At 67.8% G+C, this 19565-nt stretch carries 22 protein-coding genes and 2 pseudogenes; 13 read left to right on the top strand and 11 right to left on the bottom strand.

The features are described from left to right. Positions 1-13 precede the first annotated feature (13 nt). From ACFVYR_RS13315 to ACFVYR_RS13330, 4 genes and pseudogenes are all read right to left on the bottom strand, one after another. A pseudogene (locus ACFVYR_RS13315) lies at positions 14-271 on the bottom strand (hypothetical protein); the annotation flags it as partial. Between the two features lie 328 nt (positions 272-599). Continuing rightward, positions 600-1373 carry a WbqC family protein gene (locus ACFVYR_RS13320; protein WP_384257137.1) on the bottom strand — a complete coding sequence of 258 codons (774 nt, stop codon included), beginning with the start codon at positions 1371-1373 and terminating at the stop codon, positions 600-602. Between the two features lie 19 nt (positions 1374-1392). Further along, complete coding sequence (locus ACFVYR_RS13325) at positions 1393-2061, bottom strand: YdcF family protein (RefSeq protein ID WP_384257140.1); 669 nt, start codon at positions 2059-2061, stop codon at positions 1393-1395. Between the two features lie 14 nt (positions 2062-2075). After that, the gene (locus ACFVYR_RS13330; protein WP_384257142.1) at positions 2076-3179 is read right to left on the bottom strand and encodes a helix-turn-helix domain-containing protein; all 1104 of its coding nucleotides are present in this window, start codon (positions 3177-3179) and stop codon (positions 2076-2078) included. A 154-nt stretch (positions 3180-3333) separates the two neighbouring features. On the opposite strand from ACFVYR_RS13330, the gene ACFVYR_RS13335 reads away from it, so the two are divergent. From ACFVYR_RS13335 to ACFVYR_RS13370, 8 genes and pseudogenes are all read left to right on the top strand, one after another. After that, on the top strand, positions 3334-3762 hold the full coding sequence (locus ACFVYR_RS13335) for a hypothetical protein (protein ID WP_384257145.1): 429 nt from the start codon (positions 3334-3336) through the stop codon (positions 3760-3762). A gap of 11 nt (positions 3763-3773) precedes the next feature. Continuing rightward, on the top strand, positions 3774-4175 hold the full coding sequence (locus ACFVYR_RS13340; protein WP_384257147.1) for an ATP-binding protein: 402 nt from the start codon (positions 3774-3776) through the stop codon (positions 4173-4175). Then, complete coding sequence (locus ACFVYR_RS13345) at positions 4172-4642, top strand: hypothetical protein (protein ID WP_384257149.1); 471 nt, start codon at positions 4172-4174, stop codon at positions 4640-4642. The genes ACFVYR_RS13340 and ACFVYR_RS13345 overlap by 4 nt, the downstream gene beginning before the upstream one ends. Before the next feature lie 52 nt (positions 4643-4694). Further along, positions 4695-5816, top strand: coding sequence for an adenosylhomocysteinase (locus tag ACFVYR_RS13350; RefSeq protein WP_384257151.1), 1122 nt, complete (start codon positions 4695-4697; stop codon positions 5814-5816). Between the two features lie 5 nt (positions 5817-5821). Continuing rightward, on the top strand, positions 5822-6364 hold the full coding sequence (locus ACFVYR_RS13355; protein ID WP_384257153.1) for an NUDIX hydrolase: 543 nt from the start codon (positions 5822-5824) through the stop codon (positions 6362-6364). Between the two features lie 231 nt (positions 6365-6595). Next, positions 6596-7300 (top strand): annotated as a pseudogene (locus ACFVYR_RS13360) (tetratricopeptide repeat protein); the annotation flags it as partial. A gap of 1 nt (position 7301) precedes the next feature. Continuing rightward, entirely contained in the window at positions 7302-7838 is a 537-nt protein-coding gene (locus ACFVYR_RS13365) for an NUDIX domain-containing protein (protein ID WP_384257155.1), read from the top strand. A gap of 5 nt (positions 7839-7843) precedes the next feature. Beyond that, positions 7844-8125 carry a hypothetical protein gene (locus ACFVYR_RS13370; RefSeq protein ID WP_384257158.1) on the top strand — a complete coding sequence of 94 codons (282 nt, stop codon included), beginning with the start codon at positions 7844-7846 and terminating at the stop codon, positions 8123-8125. Positions 8126-8284: 159 nt separating this feature from the next. Here ACFVYR_RS13370 and ACFVYR_RS13375 read toward each other — a convergent pair whose 3' ends face one another. After that, positions 8285-9418, bottom strand: a complete 1134-nt coding sequence (locus ACFVYR_RS13375; RefSeq protein ID WP_384257160.1) for a barstar family protein — start codon at positions 9416-9418, stop codon at positions 8285-8287. A gap of 210 nt (positions 9419-9628) precedes the next feature. Between ACFVYR_RS13375 and ACFVYR_RS13380 the strand changes: the two genes are divergently transcribed. The 4 genes from ACFVYR_RS13380 to ACFVYR_RS13395 all read left to right on the top strand — a co-directional run bounded on the left by ACFVYR_RS13380 (position 9629) and on the right by ACFVYR_RS13395 (position 11299). Then, on the top strand, positions 9629-10105 hold the full coding sequence (locus tag ACFVYR_RS13380; RefSeq protein ID WP_384257162.1) for a DUF4265 domain-containing protein: 477 nt from the start codon (positions 9629-9631) through the stop codon (positions 10103-10105). Next, the gene (locus ACFVYR_RS13385; protein ID WP_384257165.1) at positions 10102-10413 is read left to right on the top strand and encodes a hypothetical protein; all 312 of its coding nucleotides are present in this window, start codon (positions 10102-10104) and stop codon (positions 10411-10413) included. Before ACFVYR_RS13380 ends, ACFVYR_RS13385 begins: the two co-directional genes overlap by 4 nt. Positions 10414-10522: 109 nt before the next feature. Further along, on the top strand, positions 10523-10975 hold the full coding sequence (locus tag ACFVYR_RS13390; RefSeq protein WP_384257167.1) for a hypothetical protein: 453 nt from the start codon (positions 10523-10525) through the stop codon (positions 10973-10975). Positions 10976-11002: 27 nt separating this feature from the next. Next, the gene (locus tag ACFVYR_RS13395; RefSeq protein WP_384257170.1) at positions 11003-11299 is read left to right on the top strand and encodes a hypothetical protein; all 297 of its coding nucleotides are present in this window, start codon (positions 11003-11005) and stop codon (positions 11297-11299) included. Positions 11300-11634: 335 nt separating this feature from the next. On the opposite strand, the gene ACFVYR_RS13400 is transcribed toward ACFVYR_RS13395, so the two are convergent. Further along, the gene (locus ACFVYR_RS13400) at positions 11635-13671 is read right to left on the bottom strand and encodes a hypothetical protein (RefSeq protein WP_384257172.1); all 2037 of its coding nucleotides are present in this window, start codon (positions 13669-13671) and stop codon (positions 11635-11637) included. A gap of 285 nt (positions 13672-13956) precedes the next feature. Further along, on the bottom strand, positions 13957-15366 hold the full coding sequence (gene glnA / locus ACFVYR_RS13405) for a type I glutamate--ammonia ligase (RefSeq protein ID WP_384257224.1): 1410 nt from the start codon (positions 15364-15366) through the stop codon (positions 13957-13959). Positions 15367-15591: 225 nt separating this feature from the next. Between glnA and ACFVYR_RS13410 the strand changes: the two genes are divergently transcribed. Next, on the top strand, positions 15592-16059 hold the full coding sequence (locus tag ACFVYR_RS13410; RefSeq protein ID WP_384257174.1) for an RDD family protein: 468 nt from the start codon (positions 15592-15594) through the stop codon (positions 16057-16059). Between the two features lie 293 nt (positions 16060-16352). Here ACFVYR_RS13410 and ACFVYR_RS13415 read toward each other — a convergent pair whose 3' ends face one another. The 4 genes from ACFVYR_RS13415 to lipB all read right to left on the bottom strand — a co-directional run bounded on the left by ACFVYR_RS13415 (position 16353) and on the right by lipB (position 19541). Continuing rightward, the gene (locus ACFVYR_RS13415; RefSeq protein ID WP_384257177.1) at positions 16353-17057 is read right to left on the bottom strand and encodes a DUF4191 domain-containing protein; all 705 of its coding nucleotides are present in this window, start codon (positions 17055-17057) and stop codon (positions 16353-16355) included. Between the two features lie 30 nt (positions 17058-17087). Further along, positions 17088-17291, bottom strand: a complete 204-nt coding sequence (locus ACFVYR_RS13420) for a hypothetical protein (protein ID WP_384257179.1) — start codon at positions 17289-17291, stop codon at positions 17088-17090. 319 nt (positions 17292-17610) lie between these two features. After that, a complete protein-coding gene (locus ACFVYR_RS13425) occupies positions 17611-18576 on the bottom strand; it encodes a lipoyl synthase (RefSeq protein WP_384257182.1) in 966 nt (321 codons plus the stop codon). 119 nt (positions 18577-18695) lie between these two features. Further along, on the bottom strand, positions 18696-19541 hold the full coding sequence (lipB, locus tag ACFVYR_RS13430; RefSeq protein WP_384257184.1) for a lipoyl(octanoyl) transferase LipB: 846 nt from the start codon (positions 19539-19541) through the stop codon (positions 18696-18698). Positions 19542-19565: the final 24 nt, after the last annotated feature.

The following is a 19565-nucleotide window of genomic DNA, read 5'->3' on the forward strand; positions in this document are numbered from 1 at the left end:
GGCGGCACGCCGATCACGGACGGTCACGCCGTCGCAGTCGGCCGGGCCGTTCTGTCGATTGCAGGGCCGCTGCCCAGTCCCGCACTACCGCCAGATGCTCGGGCAGCAGGCCGACGTACGGGTCGGGCTGAATCAGCAGGGTGGGGAACCCGCGAGCGGCGCGTGCGGTCGCCCAGGCGTGATCGAGATCGGGGAAGTCGTCGTCGATCCAGGCAGCCGGTGCGTCGGCGAGCCACGCGTCGACATGATCGCGCTTCAAGAGGTAGCTGTTGAACAAGGACGGCAAGGTCGTGGACCGTCAGGAAAGTGTGGCCGCCGCTGCCGCCCAGACGATCGCCGACGTGGTCCGCTACAACGAGTTGTTCACCACTGACCGGTTCGTCGGCGGGCTCCGGCCGTTCAACGGCCAGCCGGGATCACTCGTGGCAGGAAGGAAGCGGCCGGCCAACGGGGAGAACTCGACCCCTGTGGTTTCTCCGGAAGTCCTCCAGCCCTTGCTTCATCGTCGAGGATCACTGAGGCGGACCGCTGCCAGGGCGCTCGCCGACACTGCGACTACCGGTGACGGAGTGTTACCGGCGCACGGGGGCTCCCCGGCTTCACGGAAATCTTGCCAGGGCCACGTTCGGTTGTACGCCCCCTCCATGAGGAGGGGGGGCGGCTGCCATCTGGAGCCGGCCGCGGTGGGCGGCGAGTGCCCGGAGGCGGCCTGCCACGGCGTCCGGGCCCAGGGTGGCCAAGGCCCGCAGGGCACTGAGGCGGCGGCCGGAGGACCACATGCCGGTGGTGGGCGGCCGGAACGAGGCCACGGCGATGTTCTGAACCGTGAACGGGGCGGGGTCGAGATAGGTCGTGCCACCGGTCCCGCACAGATACGCGCGGGCGCCGGTCGCCGCGGAAAGGTCCGCGAGCCGGACGGAGCGGCCCGGCCGGGCCGACAGACGGCTGCTGGTGAGGACCTGGCCCTCCCAGCCCAACAGGTCCAGCAGGACGCGGGTGGAGGTCTCGGCAACCTTCGCGGTCTTGCCGGTGTCGAAGGCATCCAGCACCGGTTCCAGGGCCTCGGCGAGGGCGGGCCAGTGAGGGCTGGCCCCATAGTGCTGCCGCAGCATCCCCGCGGTCCTGCGGCGGGCCAGGTCCGGGTTGTCGATCACGGCGTCGCGGATGAGGGTGGGCCGTCCGCTCGGCAAGCGGGTGGGGGTGGTAAGCCACTGCTGACCGGCGGGGTCGTGGAGGTTCGCGAGGCGGGCTCGGTGCTGGTAGTCGCGGCGGGTGAACTGCGCGTCGTCCAGGACGATCCAGTAGTCCGCCGCGAACAGCTTGGCCAGCGTGGTCAGCCGGGGCAGGAAATTCGGCTGGTGGATGGCACACAACCCGCCTGGCTCGGGCAGGTCAGGGGTTGATGAGGCGGCTGGTGAAGCCGCCGCGGATGAGGGACTCGTACGCTGCATGCACGTCCTCAGGGACCTCCTGCTCGATGGCGAATCCGAGCTTTGGATACTCGATGACCCGCTGAAGGTCGCCGACGAGCATGTCCAAGACGAGTTTCTCGTCGCCGATGGACTTCAGATAGTCGTCGAACTCCAGCGGCTCCGACGCGCAGAGGATCTCGACGTCGGGCCACAGCTTGCGGGCGGTCGCGAACGACCGCCTTTCCATATAGGGCTTGGAGACCAGCAGCACCGACGCCGGGGTGATGCCTGCGGCGACGAGGACCTCACGCGAGAGGGTGATGTTCTGTCCGGTGTTGCCCGCGTTCGGTTCCAGCAGGATCGCCTCGACGGGGACGCCGAGGTCGATGGCGTGCTCGCGGAAGTGGACGGCCTCCCCGCGCGGGAAGACCTTGGCGGTGGTGGGACTGTTGCCGCCGGTGAACACCAGGGTCGGGAAGAGCCCGGAGCGGTACAGCTCGGCGGAGTGGGCCGCGACGCCGAGGTCGTGGCTGCCCAGCCCGATCGCCACGTCGACGGGCCGCAGCTCGTGCTGCATCTGGTGGTAGTTCCAGATCAGCTTGGCCTGGCGCCACTGGTCCTCGGTGATGCCCTGCTGGTCGTTGCTCACGCGTTTCTCCCTGGTCATCGTTGCCGAGGGCCGACCGGCCCCTCGCTCATGGCCTTGATGCCCTCGATACTGCGCAGTTGGTGCACAAGTCCGTACTGCGCGGCCACCTTGGCGGCCTGGTCGAGGACGAGGAGTCCATCATCCCGGGTCGCCGCATCGGAGAGCAGGATGTGGCCATGAGCGGTGTCCAGTCGCACGCGTTGCATCGGTGAGTCGGGCGTCCCGCTGCTGCGGGCGATGTCGATGAAGTGCAGGGCCCGGGTAAGGTCGCCGGCGCCGCGCCGGGCGAGGGCGAGTTTCTGGTGGGCCACCGACCAGTCGTCCGGTTCGGTGAGGTCCTCGAAGTCGCGGGTCGCCACCTGCATGACGCGGGTCGCATAGTCGTGCTGGCCGTCCTTGCTCAGCGCGGTCCCCACCCACAGCCTCGCGCGGGCCCGGTCGCGGCGGGAGAGCCGGTCATCGACGGCGAGCGTCTCGTAGTTGCGGGCGGCGATCTCCAGCTTCCCGGACATCTCGGTGACGACCGCGAGGGACAAGTCGAGCTGGGCGACGCGGCGGGGGATGTCGAGCTGGGTGAAGGCCGCGCGGGCGCCGGCATAGGAGTGCTGGGCGGACAGCGGGCCCAGGACAACGCCCTGGTCGCGCTTGAGGTCGCCGAGCAGGGCGGTGGAGCGGGCGAAGAGATACAGGCCCTTCTCGTCCAGCTCGGGGGCCTTGAACCGGCTCAGCCACCGGGTGAGGAGGCTGTCGGCGAAGGCGAAGTTCTGCCGGGACAGGGCGACCACGACGCGGTCGAGGTCGTCGGCCCAGGACTCGTACTCCCAGGCCCGCGGGCCGGAGGCGGTGACGCGGCGTCGGCCGGCGTTCTGCACCGGGCTGGTCATCTCGGACAGGAGCGTTTCGAACCGCAGGTGGACAGCGGCGTCCGCGCGGCCGAGGGCGGTGTCGAGGATGGCCTGGGTGTCGGGTCTGGGCTCGGTGTCAGCGAGCTTGCTCTCCCACTTGGAAACGGTCGCGGTGGCCAGGCCGAGCTGCTGGGCGAAGGCCCGCACGCTCAGTCGCAGGGCGAGCCGCAGGGTCCTGGCCTCCAGGCCGGTCCAGTGGTGCACGGTCGCCACGCGTCACTCCCTTCCACCGGTCATCGAAGCAGATCCGTGCAGTCGGCGGGACGGAAGTGGAACGGAAGTAGAACGGCCGGTGATTGGCCGCGAGTTGGGCGGACGCCACGATCAGAGCGTCATCACTTGTCGAGTCTTTTGGACGGTCCTGAGCATGGAACCCCTCACGGAGTATCGCCCGGTCAGCGGCCCGGTCGTTTACGGCTTCCTGCGGCTGGTGCGGGTCTCCCAAGCGCGGCAGGACGCCCTGGTCGCCTCGCTCGCCGAGTACTGCCGCAGCCACGAACTGCAATTGTCCGGCGTCTTCACCGACCGCGACGCGGTCGCCGGGCCCGCCTCAGCGGCGTTCGCCGGGCTACTGGACGTGCTCGCGCTGCCGGATGTCTACGGCGTCATCGCCCCGGCCATGTCGCACCTGGGGCCGAAGGCCATAGCCGCTGAACGCGGGCGGCGGATCGAGGCGGTCGGCTCGCGCCTGCTGCTGGTCCGCAAGCCCCGCACGGCCCACCACTCCATCTCCCGCAGCGGTTCCGTCCGCCGCCGTCACCCCGGCACCACCCGCGTCCTGGACGCCGAGTCATGAGGACCACCGTGATGACCAAGACGACCCAGCAGTTCTTCGACGCGCGGCCCGAGTCGGTCGGCCAGGCACGGTCCTTCACCTCTGAGGCCCTGGCTGACTGGGGTCTGCCGAACCGCGCCGAGGACATCAGGCTCTGCGTCTCCGAACTCGCCACCAACGCCCTGGTCCACGGCACTGCCCCCGGACACGGCTTCCTGGTCAAGCTCAACGCCGACGAGGATGTCGTACGCCTGGAAGTGCACGACAGCCGCCGCCAGCCCCCGGAAGCCCGACAGGCCGCTGGCACGGACACCTCCGGACGCGGGCTGATCCTGGTGAACGCGCTTGCCGACGGCTGGGGAGTCGAGGACCGCGCTCCGGTCGGGAAGATCGTCTGGTCCTGCTTCAAGGCCACGGGAGGCACGACAGCATGAGCGTCCTGCTCACGCCGCCCGGCCCTGAGCTGCGGCTGCTGGTGTCGCTCGCAGCCTGGACCTGGCCCGGCACCCGCCCGGACGGCCGCGAGATCGCGTACATCCTGATCACCCACACCCCGGCCCTGCCCGGCTCGGGCACCGCTGAGACGGCCGAGGCCCGGATGCGGCGGCTGTCCGCCGGCCTGGGCGGCCTGGCCGGCGCCCGGGAGGTCATCCCGGAACTGGAGCGCTGCCTGCAGATCGTCGACGACCAGGTGCTGGTGCACTTCCCCGGCGCCTCCCGGCGGCTGCGGCTGCCCACCCGTCGGTCCTGGACCGAACAGGTCGCCCGCAGCGGTGAGGCAATCCTCCTACTCGGGCTGGACCCCCTGCCGCAGTCCGCCGGCGCCGCCAAGGTCGACGCCTACCTGGATGCAGCGCTCGCAGCCGACCGGCTGCTGTTCGGACGCGCCCGCACTCGCTGAACCCGCATCTCCTCGCACGGCCCCCGGACGGAACGGATGAGAGGGAACTGCCATGGAAACCTTCGAACGCGCCCGGCTGGACGCCTACTTCGCCCGGATCGCCGCCCAGTTCGCCCCGGGTGAGCAGACGGCGTCGTTCCTCATCACGCACCTGCTGGCCGAGCGTCCCGCGTTCGTCCGCGCTGTCGCCACGATGACCCGGCTCACCGCGGTGCTGCCCAAGCCGAAGTCCGTCCACCCGGCCGCGAAGCGCGAGGTCGAGCAGACGCACATGGTCGACACCCTCACCCGCGAAATGTTCGCCCAGGCCGACTACGCTCTGGACTACTTCGAATCCCGTGCCGCCGACCAGACGGTCACCCTGCTGGACGTCGGCGGCTACTTCGCCCCCAGCCTCGCCGAGGTCCACAGCCGGTTTACCGGCCAGCTCGCCGGGGTGATCGAGGACACCGAGAACGGGCACCGCCGCTACGAGGACCTCGACAAACTGCCCTGCCCCGTCATCTCCGTCGCCCGCTCACCACTGAAGGACCCCGAAGACTTCCTCGTCGGCCAGTCCGTAGTCTTCTCCACCGAGGCCGTCATGCGCGATCGCGGTGACATCCTCCATGGCCGCCCCGCCCTGGTGATCGGCTTCGGCAAGCTCGGCAGCTCGATCGCCCGGCTCCTGCATGCCAAGGGCGTCCAGGTCACCGTCTTCGACATCGACCCCATCCGCCGTACCCAGGCCCTCTCCCAGGGCTTCGCCGTCGCACGCGACCGCGAAGCCGCCCTGACCGGCGCCGGCCTGGTCCTCTGCGCGACCGGCGCCGTCTCCCTGCATGGCGAGGACTTCTCCCACCTGCGCAACGGCGCCTACGTCGCCACCGTCACCAGCAGCGAGGACGAACTCGACCTCGCCGGACTCCCTGACGTCTACACCCGCACCCAGGTCGGCGACCACGTCACCCGCTACCAGACCACCGGCCACTACTTCTATCTGGCGAACGGCGGCAACGCCGTCAACTTCATCCACGGTGCCAGCGTTGGGCCGTTCATCTTCCTGGTCCAGGCCGAGATCCTCGCCGCGATCAGGATGCTCACCCGCGGCGACCTCGCCCCCGGCATCCATGAGGTCCCCGCACCCGACCGCGAAGCCATCGCGGCGACCTGGCTCTCCTACTTCAACAGGTGATCACCATGACCATCACGGCCCACCACATCCGCACCACCATCGCCGCCTACCTCGACGAACACCCCGAGGACAAGCGCGAACTCGGCGTCGTCCTCGGCCTCCTGGACGACGGCGACGACTTCACCAACCGTAAGACCCTGCCCGGCCACGTCACCGCAGGGGCCATCCTCGTTGGCCCCGACGGCCGCATCCTGCACATTCTCCACAATGTGACCCAGAAATGGCTTTTGCCCGGCGGTCATCTGGAGCCCTCGGACGAGACGCTCCTGCAGGCCGCCGGCCGCGAACTCGCCGAGGAGACCGGCATCCCGCCCCACGTCGTCACCCCGCACGGCGAGACTCCGCTCCACATCGACATCCACCCCATTGACGCCAACCCCGCCAAGGGCGAGCCCGCCCACCAGCACTTCGACTTCCGCTTCCTCTTCCGCACCACCGCCGACATCGGCGAACTCCAGGCCGAAGAAGTCTCCGACGCTGCCTGGCGAACGGTCGGCGCCCTCCACGACGAGAGGTTGAGGCAGCGCGTCGCTCAAGCACTGAGCTGACCCCAAGACCGGCCGCCCCTGCGCCCGCGACCCCCAACGCGCGCGGGGGCGGCCGCCTTAGCCCGCCCAGCAACAGATCATCAGGAGTGACCTTCGTCACCTGATACGGTAATTCCTGTCATGGAAAGGGACACGACGGACCGTCTCAATGAGACGCGGGCCGGAGTAACCGCCGCCTCCTAAAGCGACACGACCTGCATGGGACACAGTCTCTGCGGCGACAACAGGTTTTGGAAGCACCACGACCTCGGCCGGGAAGGCGCCGCCCAGCGCTACTACCAGGTCGGTTACCAACTCGCCTGCGAGGCGAACCCGAACGGTCACGCCGCCTGGATGATGCGCGCCCTGGCCCACCAGGCCCTCAGCCTCAAGCAGCCCCACTACTGCGTCGACCTTGCGGAAGCCGCGCTCACCGGCGGCCTCGGACACGTCGACGGCCAGACCGAGGCCCTGCTCCACATCACCCACGCTCGCGCTTACGCGGCCATCGGTGAGAGACCTTCCGCCGCCCGCGCCCTACTCGCCGCGGAAGACGCCCTGCTCCGTGAGGACGGGCCACAGCCCAGCTACTCCCACGTCAGCGGCCCGGCCGCCGGCACCGTCGCCAGCCACACCGCCCGCACTCTGACCGACCTCGCCGACCACATCGGGACCGAACAGCAGCACCGCGACGCACTCACCCGCTGGGACCCGGAGAAGTACAAGCGCGTCCACGCCCTCACGTACGCCGACCTCGGCGACAGCCTGGCCGCGCAAGCCCGTGCCGACGAGGCCGTTGCCGCCTGGAGCCAGGCCGTGACACTGATGGAGGGCATGACCTCGGACCGCACCCGCAAAGCGATCACCTCGCTCCGGTCCACCCTCGTGACCTACCAGCGGCGCAAGGTACCTGGAGCCGCCGAACTCGCCCGCCGCGCACGGGAAGCACTCGCCTAACATGCCCAACAACCCGGCCGACGAAGGGACCACCGTGGCTCAGCAGCAGACCGAGGACCAGCCCCAAGCCCTCAAGCCCGCCCTCGAATCCATGACCCTGCTGGTCGCCGCCGTCATCGTCCACGACAAGGTCACCAATCGTGTCGTCCTCCTCCAACGCAGCCAGAACGCCAAGTTCGCCCAGGGCATGTGGGACCTCCCCGTCGGCAAGAACGAACCCGGCGAGCCCATCACCGAGACGGCAGTGCGCGAGCTCCACGAAGAGACCGGCCTGACCGTGAAACCGGAAACCCTCAAGGTCGCCCACATCATCCACGGCGCCTGGGGAGTCGAGGCACCCAACGGCTTCCTCACCGTCGTCTTCGCAGCCAACGAATGGTCCGGCGAACCCGAAAACCGCGAACCGCGCAAGCACGCCCAGGTCCGCTGGGTGGACGCCAATGCCATCCCCGAGGAGTTTGTCGACACCACCGCCAGCGCCCTCCATCGGTACCTCACAAACGGCCCGGAGGTCTCACTCAACGGCTGGCGCCAGTGACCACGATGGATCACGAGCTCCTCGCCCGCTGCGAGACCTGCGATGCGCTCATCGCCGACGGCGATGGGTCACTCTGGGTGGACATGGCCGACGTCGACCGCACTGCCACCAACACGCAGGCGTGGGAGATGTTGGAGACTGAGCAAGAGGCTGGGGCTCTGAGCTTCTCCGCCGGCAGCCTCATGTCGTATCCCGACCCTGCCCGCTGGCAGGTCCACCACGACGCCTGCAATCCGTCTCCCAGAGCCAGGTCATACGGCGTCGAAGTCCACCGCTGCCGCAGTTGAGCCGACCTCGTGTGGCGGACAGCTCATCTCATGGGCAAGACCTGGATCCAAGACACGGACTGGGAGAACCTCCTCCAAGAGACCGCTGAGGTGACCGGGACGAGGATCGTCCCAGCCACACCACCGAAGTCCCATCGCTGACGCCCGCAACACCGTGTCTCACTGGAGAATGACTGTGACGCCGGAGGCTTTGAGGAGTTGCACGATCTCCTCGAAGTAGCTGAGGCCCTTCTCGGTGTCCCAGATGTCGTCTGCCAGTGCCTGGCGAGCGACATCGGCGTGGTGCCAGATCAAGGTGAAGGGTGCGGCCACGCCGAAGCCGCCGTGCAGGCAGTCCTTGAAGGCGTTCCATTCCCGGCCGTAATAGCCGCCGGGTCCCGCCAGCGCCTCGGCCATGGCGCAGTGCAGGCCAGGCGCGTCTGTGACGTACGTACCGTCGAGGTGGTGGACGCCGCCCGTACGGTTGATGCCCTGTTCGCTCATGCCGGTGGCGGTCAGGTCGAGCCACTGGTACCTGCCCTCGGCGGGAAGCGGCGCCCACTGATTGCGGGTGTCCGGGGCACCTCTGTACCAGGTCTCCCAAATAGGGCGGGCCAGCAGCGGTGGCCTGTCCTTGCCGCCGTCGGTGAGCTTGATGTCTAGGAGGCTGCCGCCCAGCACCGACGGCCGGGCCGTCTCGATGCGCAGGTACACGTTGTGGCGGTACATCACCCGGCCGGTGCGGTCCAGGGCCCACAGCCCCGCCCAGTCCCGGTCGAACTTGCGCGGCCTGCGCAGGACGGCGAGCAGGGGTTCGGCGGGCTCGCAGCCAACGAGTCTCAGCGGCGCGGGCGCCGGGGCGCCTCGCGTCACGAACAGCCCGTCCACGGCCAGGCAGTGGCCGGCCGAGCCGAGCGTCCTGGTGGGCCCCACGAACAGCTTGAACCGCGGTGGTGTCGGCAGGGTGTGCGACCAGGCGTGCTCTTCCTCGACGCCTGCTCCCACCACGATGTCCACCAGGGCGGGATCGTCACGGTTCGGCTGATGGGTGATGACGACGCAGTCGAGCAAGGACCACCACTGCAACGGCTGCTCTTCGTCCCAGACCTCGACGCATACCTCACCCAGCAGGGCGGTCGACTCCCCGCTCGGCATCAATGCATCGCGCAACAGCCCTTCGGGAGCGCACCCCCGCAGCGTCAGCACCTCGCGTGGTGGCGGCAGCTTGTCCACGAACATGCCCTCGACACCTGCGCACCGCCCCCAGAACTCTTCCTGGTCCTCCTCGTCCTGGTGGACCAGCAGGTACTTCACCGGGAAGTCCCGCTCCCAAGCGGCATGATCTTCGACCTGCACTCAACCCCCGAACACCCGGACCATCCTTCTCGCCCACGATATGGCGCCGATTGAGGGCGGCTCCAACTGATTTTGGCCGATGGACCTTGGCCGACGACAGACGAACATTGAGTAACTAGCGCAGCCCCGGTGAGAAGTACCGTTTCCGGGCGGCGCATGATGCCCGTCATGGAGAGCACGGTCGAGAAGATCAAGGTCTGGTTCCGGTTCGTTCCTCGCGAGGGTTGGTTCCCGCAGGACACAGAGGGCCTGTGGGCAACGAAGCTCGGCGATGACACGGCCATCGTGCAGAACATCCCCTTCCTTCAGGACGGGGTCGCTGAAGGCGACGTGGTTCGGTATCAGACCGATGCCGACGGCCTCCACTGGGCCGCTGGGCGAGTCAGCACCGCCGGCAACTGCACGATTCGCGTCGTGCCCATCCCTACCGGCCCCTTGGGACGCAGTCCCCAGGCGGTGCACCAGCGTCTTTCGGCGTTCGGGCTCGGAGGCGAGGTCTTCAGCGAGGACTTCCCCATGGTGGCCTTCACTGCACCGGCCAACGCGGACTTCACCGGGATCAAGGCGCTTCTGGATCAAGGGGAAGAGGAAGGGTGGTGGCACTACGAAGTTGGCTGTGGCACCGAGAAGTGGCGGAATGCATGACCGACTTCCCTCATGTACTTGCCGCCTGGTGCAGCGACCAAGGAGCCGGCCTCCGAGCAGCGGCAATCGACTGTGAGCTCGGTACCTCTCCGGCTGACGGCCGCAGCAAGGCGAGCGCCTGGGTGACCCTGAGTACCAATGCGCGACTCGCCACCATCACCATCTGGGACACCGGCGAAGCAGAACTCGACCACGCAGACGTCGAGAGCGGTCAGGTCCGCCCTGAGCACCGCCTTCTCCAGACAGAGGAGGATCTCGTCAACGCGCTGTCAGGACTCGTGCAGTGGATGCGGTCTCCAGCGCATTGAGCGGACCGCAGCGTGGTTCAAGGCCCCTGACCCTCGACCGATCTCCTGCGGGAGAGGCCGTCGCGAAACCCGGACGACAGGCCCCATCTCTGCCCGCCAGAATCCGAGCATGTCCACCGGCATGAGCGGAATGATCGAGTGCAGGCCAGGAGCCCGGATCTGGGGCGAAGACGACGAGGACGCCGTCTGGACGGCCGCCATCGACCTGTTCCTCCTCAACACCGGCAATGCCTACGACGCGCTCGCCTGCCTCTTCGGGGTGCGCAACTCCTACGGGTTCCAGCCTCTGGCCGAAGATCGCGGCCTACCTGAGGACACATCCGACGGGGTGCGCGCTGCCTTCACCGCCTACGGCGGCCCCGAGTACGCCCATGGTGCCACCTGGATCACCTGGGCCGAGCTGAGCGTTGCCGACTGGGGCGAGACCGACGGCTCTGGCGCACTCAGCCGACGTACGGTCGCGGGGGACGCCACCCACTGGGGACCGGTCTGGGAGACGATGCGCACACTGAGCGGGCTGCATGGCCCGGAGAACGTACGGCTCGTCGTCTGGTTCGACTGACCATCGAGCTACCGAAGGACGAGGGCGATGGGTCAGGATGAGTCGGTGACGCGATGGTTCCGCAGCTACTGGTACGAAGAAGACACTTGGTTCTACTTCGAGGTCGGCGATGACGCGTGGGTGCGCCGGCAGGTCGAACTCGAAGGGCCTGCGCTGCGCCCGATCGCAGCCGCGTCGGCCGAGGACGACGATGCCCGGTACGGGTTCATTGCCGAGCCGCCCGTCACCGATTGGGAGGGGCACGTCGAGGAGCCGCTGACTTTCGAGGACTTCGAAGACGTCTGGACCGCAGCCCGGCGACACCTCGGGGCCCCCGAAACCTGACATGTCAGCCGACGACCTTCAGGTCGGCGGAGTCGCAGCTTGTCGTTCCAGCAGGGTGCGGCGGCGATCATGCGCGTCACGCATCTCGGTCGGCGGTTCCCTCCATGGCCAGGCCGAGGCTGATGGGATACCGCCATGGCGACTGCCTCTCCGGCCGTGGCTGTCTCGCCGAGGATTTCGGCGTGAGGATGCCTTATCACGCGGTACGGACTGCCGTTCTGTGACGGGCGATGCCCACCTCGATACGGAACGGAAATCCGGTGCAGGAGCTGAAGCCAAGCGTCCAGTGGCAAAGCCGATCACATCAGGAGACCACGGGTCTTGATCGTGCTGGATCAGCCTTCGACTTCTGCGATCCACGGCAGGCAAGGTACGTGCCTGCGCAGGGTCCGATCGGCAGGCACGAAGCCGTGGGTGAGGTCCCTGGGGGCAGCGTTTTCCAGACGGTGGCACTCTCCGGCGAGAACTTCGGCAAAGGCCAGCAACTTGCGTCGGGCTTGATTCTCAAGAAGCTCGGCTGCGGCCTTGGCTCCGCTGCTGATCAGCCTAGTGGTGTTGATCAATTCCTTCTTGGCGGCTGGATCCCCGTGTGCAAGAGCACGCGACAAGCGGTCGCGCTCTCCAACTACATGGGCTGCAGCCAGAAAGAGAATCGATGAGGCTGCGATTTCCGCTGGTTCTCCTGCATTGGTCATGGCGTTTGCCAGCAGGGGGAGTTCGGCGAACGGGAGCGGATCGGCGTTATCCCATAGTGATTCCGAGAGCCGGAGCCCGACGCGTGTTCCCGTGATGTCCACGCACAGTGGCGGCAGGCCCCGTGAGGGTTGCCGCAACTCCCAACGCTCGACACCGGGGTCTGCTATGGAGCCCCTCAGAATTGCGCGGAATGCCTCTCTCAAGTCCTTGATGGAGAGATCGGGAACGTCCAAGCGTACGAGGCTGCCATGGCGTCGAATGTCCAGTACCGAGAATCTCACCTCTCCAGCAGCTTGAAGTATGGCGAGGTCTCGGCTGACGTAGGTCGTTTCCATCGCGCCCCAATTGATCAAGGACGCGTTCTGCCCGTAGGCCACGGCGACTCCGTGCTCGAACCCGTGGCAGATGGTACGGGCTCGGATGACAGCGTCCAGTACCGCCTGCAGGTCAGTCGGCTGGCCGCCCAAGAGGAGCGTGCCGTCGACGGGGTCCCAGCGGAAGTCCTCGTGTGCGTTCGCGTTGCGCCAATCAGATCGGATCGTGGAAGCGAGCATTCTGCACAGCGGCTGTGTCCCCTCAGCCACGAGCAGGTCTCGTATGGTCGAGAGAGAGGCTCCTTGCGGGATCATCCGGCCCAGCAGTTCCAAGAGCACAGTGGCGGTGCGCTTGACGTCGCCTTCCAGCGCGGCCCGATGCATGTCCAAGGCCGCACGCGCCTTCTCTTCCTGGTGTTCCGACCGGTTGTAGGCATCGTGGTAGGCGATCTGTCCGCGGTGGGAGGACAGCAACTCCCGTTCTTGACTGCTGTGCCGTGCAATCACCGCACACGTAAGTTCTGGTTCCAATTTCAGATGGGAAGTCACCAGATCACGCGACAGGAGTGTGGCGCGGTGTGCCTCCAAGGGACGGTCGGACAGTGCGAGAGCGGCTAGGTGATTGAGCAGTTTCACTGTCAACGGTATGGAGTCGTCGATCAGATGACTCATGCTCCGGCGTAGCCGACGATCGAGTTCCTTTGGATTCTTCGCCCAGGCAGCCAGCAAACGAGCTCGTACCGCTACACCCGAGCCGTGACCCACTTCCTCGGCCGACAGTCCGAGTGTTCGTCGGTATATGTCCTCGTCAGGAGCACTGGCCTGATGATGATTGCTGGTTGCAGTCTCCAGAGCCCGCGCAATTGCTTGGGCCGCTTGAGCATGCCTTTGTACCGGAGCCCAGGCGGCCTCTAGCCATCCCTGCTTGAGGCAGGCGAACAGCGCCTGGACCTCGCGTTGATTTGCTTGCGCCAGGTCAGCAGCCAACCGTCGCTCAGCCGCGCTGGTGCGGGAAGGGCTGAACCGGGATACCTCAGCTGCCACGGAGCTCAGGGCGACAACCGACGTGCCGAGACGCTGCAACAACTCTGGAAGTCGCTTCCCGACCGTCGCGCCGGAGGCGGTCCGCAGGAGCAGGATTTCCCTGGCCGTCTCATCGGTTTCCTGCTGAAGCCTGGGTAGATCGGCGTCCTTCAGCACGGACTTCCACTGCGCGCGGGTCACCGGTATGAAGGCAACGTCCTGTTGCTCCGGAGGCTGCGCACGAGGTGCGGTGAGCTTCAGACGTCCGATCAGTGCCTGCGCAGCGGCACTGGATCCTGGTTCGACCGTGCCCAGTTGGCCGGGGAAGACTATGCCCACCAACACAGAATCTCATTGGCGCCTGGGCTGAAGCTCGCCCTTTTCCTAGATGGTCCGCACATGGCGAGGATCGGTACGGGACGCACCCTACAGAGCAAGGCCGCCACCCCGATGGGAGTGGCGGCCTCACTGTTACTGACGCTACGTCAGGGAATCAGCCGGGCGGTGCACACGCGGTGCACAAGAGGGCGGAAACCAAGCGGCAACAGCGAGCACTGCTGTGCAGTGTTTTCGCAGGTCAACGCATGCCTTCAAGAATCCCGCCCGGTCGCCCGGAGCTGATCTTTAGATGTCGAAGTACAGCTCGAACTCGTGCGGGTGCGGGCGCAGTTGGATCGGGGCGATTTCGTTCGTGCGCTTGTAGTCGATCCACGTCTCGATCAGGTCGGACGTGAAGACGCCGCCCGCCTGCAGGTACTCGTTGTCCGCCTCGAGGGCGTCGAGGACTGCGGGGAGGGAGGTCGGGACCTGGGCGACGCCCGCGTGCTCCTCGGGGGCCAGCTCGTAGAGGTCCTTGTCGATCGGCTCCGGGGGCTCGATCTTGTTCTTGACACCGTCCAGGCCGGCCATCAGGAGCGCCGAGAACGCCAGGTACGGGTTCGAGGACGGGTCCGGCGCGCGGAACTCCACGCGCTTGGCCTTCGGGTTGGAGCCCGTGATCGGGATACGCATCGCGGCCGAGCGGTTGCGCTGCGAGTAGACCATGTTGACCGGGGCCTCGAAGCCGGGGACCAGGCGGTGGTACGAGTTCACCGTGGGGTTGGTGAAGGCGAGCAGCGACGGGGCGTGCTTGAGGATGCCGCCGATGTAGTAGCGGGCGGTGTCCGAGAGGCCCGCGTAGCCCTGCTCGTCGTAGAAGAGCGGCTGGCCGCCCGACCATAGCGACTGGTGGACGTGCATGCCCGAGCCGTTGTCGCCGAAGATCGGCTTCGGCATGAAGGTCGCGGTCTTCTCGTTGCGCCAGGCGACGTTCTTCACGATGTACTTGAAGAGCATCAGGTCGTCGGCCGCGGCCAGCAGCGTGTTGAACTTGTAGTTGATCTCCGCCTGGCCGGCCGTGCCGACCTCGTGGTGCTGGCGCTCGACCTGGAGGCCGTTCTTGTCCAGTTCGAGGGAGATCTCCGCGCGCAGGTCGGCGAAGTGGTCGACCGGCGGGGCCGGGAAGTAGCCGCCCTTGTAGCGGACCTTGTAGCCGCGGTTGTTCTCGACCGCACCGGTGTTCCAGGCGCCGGCCTCGGAGTCGATGTGGTAGAAGCTCTCGTTCGCCGACGTCTGGAAGCGGACGTTGTCGAAGACGTAGAACTCGGCCTCGGGACCGAAGTACGCGGTGTCCGCGATGCCGGTCGACGCGAGGTAGGCCTCGGCCTTCTTGGCGATGTTGCGCGGGTCACGGCTGTACTGCTCGCCCGTGATCGGGTCGTGGATGAAGAAGTTGATGTTGACGGTCTTGTCGCGGCGGAACGGGTCGACCCGGGCGGTCGACAGGTCCGCGCGCAGCGCCATGTCGGACTCGTGGATGGCCTGGAAGCCGCGGATCGACGAACCGTCGAAGGCAAGCTCCTCGTCCGGGTCGAACGCCGCCGCCGGGATCGTGAAGTGCTGCATGACACCGGGCAGGTCGCAGAATCGGACGTCGACGAACTTGACGTCCTCGTCCGCGATGTACTTCTTCGCGTCGTCGGCGTTCTGGAACAACATCCAACTCCTCCTACTCCCGCCCGGGGTCGGACGGGGTTGCAGCTCGTGGTGCAGCCAGTGCGGTGGCACACGCTGGGACCCGACCATAGGGACGGGGCATTTCTCAAGCGTGACCCATTTGTTTCACCGAAGTTAACCGACGCGGCCGGGTGACGGGCATCACGGGGGTGGTCCGGCACCCCGCCCGCCCGCGTGCGACAAGGGGCGCAGTACCTTTGACGGGTGGACAAGAGGCAAGCAATCGGATCGTGGCTGTCCGGCCCGCGCGCGGCTGCCGAGGACGCCGGCGTCGACTTCGGGTACCGGGGTCAGCAATTGGGCCTGCCGGAGGAGGGGCCGGGAGCGATCGCGCGCCCCGGCCGCCGCATCGGCGCACTCGCCGTCGACTGGGCCCTGTGCATGCTGATCGCATACGGTCTGTTCGCGGGCGGTGACCAGCAGGCGATGGGCAACTGGGCCCTCGGGATCTTCTTCGTCATGAGCGTGCTGACCGTCGGCACGGTCGGCTGCACGCCGGGCAAGGCCCTCCTGCGGCTGCGCGTCATCGCCGAGGGCGGCGGCCGGCTCGCCCCCGGGTGGGTCCTGGTCCGCAGCATCCTGCTCTGCCTCGTCATCCCCGCCCTGATCTGGGACCGCGACGGCCGCGGCCTGCACGACCGGCTGTCCCGGGCGGTGCAGGTCCGGATCTGAGACGCTGCCGCTTCTCGCCTCGCGTTACGACGATCTCGCCTCGCGTTACGACAATCTCGCCCCGCGCTACGACGATCTCGCCTCGCGTTACGACAATGAGGGCCCGGAACCACTCGGTTCCGGGCCCTCGTCGTCGCGCGGCGGCCGCAGTTCGGACCCGCGGCCCAGGAGCTGGGTGTGGCGGCGCTCTTCGTATGGCCGTGCGCATGGGGTCCCGGCGGAAAACAATTGTGGGCGCCCACCAAGGGCGCCCACAAAGCACGGCTTCGGCGGTCTCCACCGCATCCGCCGTATTACATCTTCGGGCCGCCGCGAGGCATGCGCATACCCTTCGGCATCGGCCCCTTCGGCAACGGCATGTTCGACATGAGGTCACCCATCGCCCGCAAACGGTCGTTGGTCGCGGTGACCTGCGGGCCCGTGAGTACGCGGGGGAGCTTCAGGAGCGTCGTGCGGAGCTTCTTCAGGGAGACCGTGTCGTCGGTCGTGCCGACGATGACGTCGTGCACCGGGACGTCCGCCACGATGCGCGCCATCTTCCGCTTCTCGGCGGCCAGCAGACCCTTCACGCGGTTCGGGTTGCCCTCGGCGACCAGGACGATGCCCGCCTTGCCGACGGTGCGGTGCACCACGTCCTGGCTGCGGTTCATCGCGACCGCGGGGGTCGTCGTCCAGCCGCGGCCGATCTTGTCGAGCACCGCGGCCGCCGCACCGGGCTGGCCCTCCATCTGCCCGAAGGCGGCGCGCTCGGCCCTGCGTCCGAAGACGATCGCCATCGCGAGGAAGGCGAGCAGGAAGCCAAGAATGCCCAGGTAGACCGGGTGGCCGATCAAGAAGCCGATCGCGAGGAAGACACCGAAGGTGACAATTCCCACCGCCGCGATGATCAGGCCGATCTTGGAGTCGGCCCGCCGGGTCATCTTGTAGGTCAGAGCGATCTGCTTGAGTCGCCCTGGCTCCGCGGCCGCATCCGCCGCGGTGGATTCCTTCCTCGCCATGCCGTGAAGTCTACGTGCCCCCGGAGCCGACTACGACGTGCGGGTGGTCACGGCCTCTTCGAGGACGCGCAGCGCCTCGACCCGGTCCTTGGCGCGGCGCCGGTCCTCGAGGACGGAAGTCCAGGCGTTGCGCCGTGCCGTGCGCTGGCCGCCGCTCATCAGCAGCGACTCGACGGCGCGCAGGGCGACGGTGACGGACGGGATGGCGGTGGCGCGAACGGGCGCGGCCTGCATGATGGTGCCCTCCTGGGGAGCGGCTCGGGGGAGCGGCTATGGGTAAGGCTGCACGTGCGGTGATACCAGGGTCACTGATTGGTGTTACCAGGGCGTGACCAGGCGGTCAAACCCCGATGAAACCCTGACGCCGGGCCCCGAAATGCTGACGCGGCCCGTACGCCCCCGTCACCTGCGGGATCGTGCGGACCGCGTCGTTGCGGCTTCTACCAGTGGGTAGTGTCTTGTGCGCCGATTCACACGGGGCGTGCGTGCCCGGCATGTGCCGCCGTCACGAAAGGAGCGGCGAAGGGAGCAGCGAAGGGAGCGGCAGCGCCCGTCACAGCGCCTGCGAAGCCACGTACGCGCCCCGCTTCTCGATCGCCATCTGGTACAGGCGGCCCGCGCGGTACGAGGAGCGGACCAGCGGGCCCGACATGACGCCCGAGAAGCCGATCTGCTCGGCCTCCTCCTTCAGCTCCACGAACTCCGCGGGCTTCACCCAGCGCTCGACGGGGTGGTGGCGCGGCGTGGGGCGCAGGTACTGGGTGATCGTGACCAGTTCCGTGCCCGCCTCGTGCAGCTGGCGCAGCGCCTCGCTGACCTCTTCGCGGGTCTCGCCCATGCCCAGGATCAGGTTGGACTTGGTGACCAGGCCGGCCTCGCGGGCCTTCGTGATGACCTCGAGGGAGCGCTCGTAACGGAAGCCGGGGCGGATCCGCTTGAAGATGCGCGGCACCGTCTCGACGTTGTGACCGAGGACCTCGGGGCGGGACGAGAAGACCTCGGCCAGCTGGTCGGGGTCGGCGTTGAAGTCGGGGATGAGCAGCTCGACCTTGGTGTAGCCCTCGGCACGCTCCGCCGTCATCGCGTGGATCTGGCGCACCGTCTCGGCGTACAGCCAGGCGCCGCCGTCGGCCAGGTCGTCGCGGGCGACGCCGGTGATCGTGGCGTAGTTCAGGTCCATCGTGACGACGGACTCGCCGACGCGGCGCGGCTCGTCGCGGTCGAGGGCCTGCGGCTTGCCGGTGTCGATCTGGCAGAAGTCACAGCGCCGCGTGCACTGGTCGCCGCCGATGAGGAACGTCGCCTCGCGGTCTTCCCAGCACTCGTAGATGTTCGGACAGCCCGCCTCCTGGCAGACCGTGTGCAGCCCCTCGCTCTTCACGAGTTTCTGCAGGGCGTTGTACTCGGGGCCCATCTTCGCCCGGGTCTTGATCCACTCGGGCTTGCGCTCGATGGGGGTCTGGGCGTTCCGGACCTCCAGGCGCAGCATCTTGCGTCCGTCGGGTGCGACTGCGGACACATCGGCTCCTGTAGCTTCGATTCTTCGGCGCACACCAGGGTACGCCCGTCATGTCGGTGGGCTTACTTCTGGCCAACCTCTGGCCAAGGGGGTCCATTCCCCCTCCAGCCCCGGTGTCGCTACGCGGAGGCCTTCTCGGGCGCGGGCGCCGCCTCGGGCGCTGCCTCAGGCTCCGCCCGCTTCTCGACCACCCGCGGCTTGAGCTCCGCGTTCTCCAGTACGTCGCGCAGGTGCCGCTCGGCGACGGGCAGCACGTCGGCGATGGTGATGTCGCGGCCGAGCTCGTACGCGAGCGACGTGACGCCCGCGTCGCGGATGCCGCACGGGATGATCCGGTCGAACCAGGTGTTGTCCGGGTTCACGTTCAGCGCGAAGCCGTGCATCGTCACGCCCTTGGCGACGCGGATGCCGATCGCGGCGATCTTCCGGTCCTCGCGGCGCTGGCCCGCGTTGGACGGCGCGTACTCCGGACCGTTGAACCGGGCGTCGAACTCGTCGTCCTGGAGCCGCGGGTCGAAGTCGAGGGAGAGGCCGCCGAGCGCCGGACGCTGCTCCACGGGGTCACCGAGGACCCAGACACCGCTGCGGCCCTCGACACGGGTGGTCTCCAGGCCGAACTCCGCACACGTACGGATAAGAGCCTCTTCCAGACGGCGTACGTGTGCTACGACATCGACCGGGCGGGGCAGCTTCTGGATCGGGTAGCCCACCAGCTGGCCGGGGCCGTGCCAGGTGATCTTGCCGCCGCGGTCCACGTCGACGACGGGGGTGCCGTCCAGCGGGCGCTCGCTGTCCGCGGTGCGGCGGCCCGCCGTGTAGACCGGCGGGTGCTCGAGCAGCAGACAGGTGTCCGGGACCTCGTCGGCGAAGCGGGCGGCGTGCACACGGCGCTGCTCGTCCCACGCCTCCCGGTACTCCACGGAGTCCGGGCCGAAGCCCAGCCGGACGAACCGAAACTCACTCACGGCAGGTGCCTCCCTGAACGTTCA

It is taken from the genome of Streptomyces sp. NPDC058284, assembly GCF_042881135.1.
GTDB lineage: Bacteria > Actinomycetota > Actinomycetes > Streptomycetales > Streptomycetaceae > Streptomyces.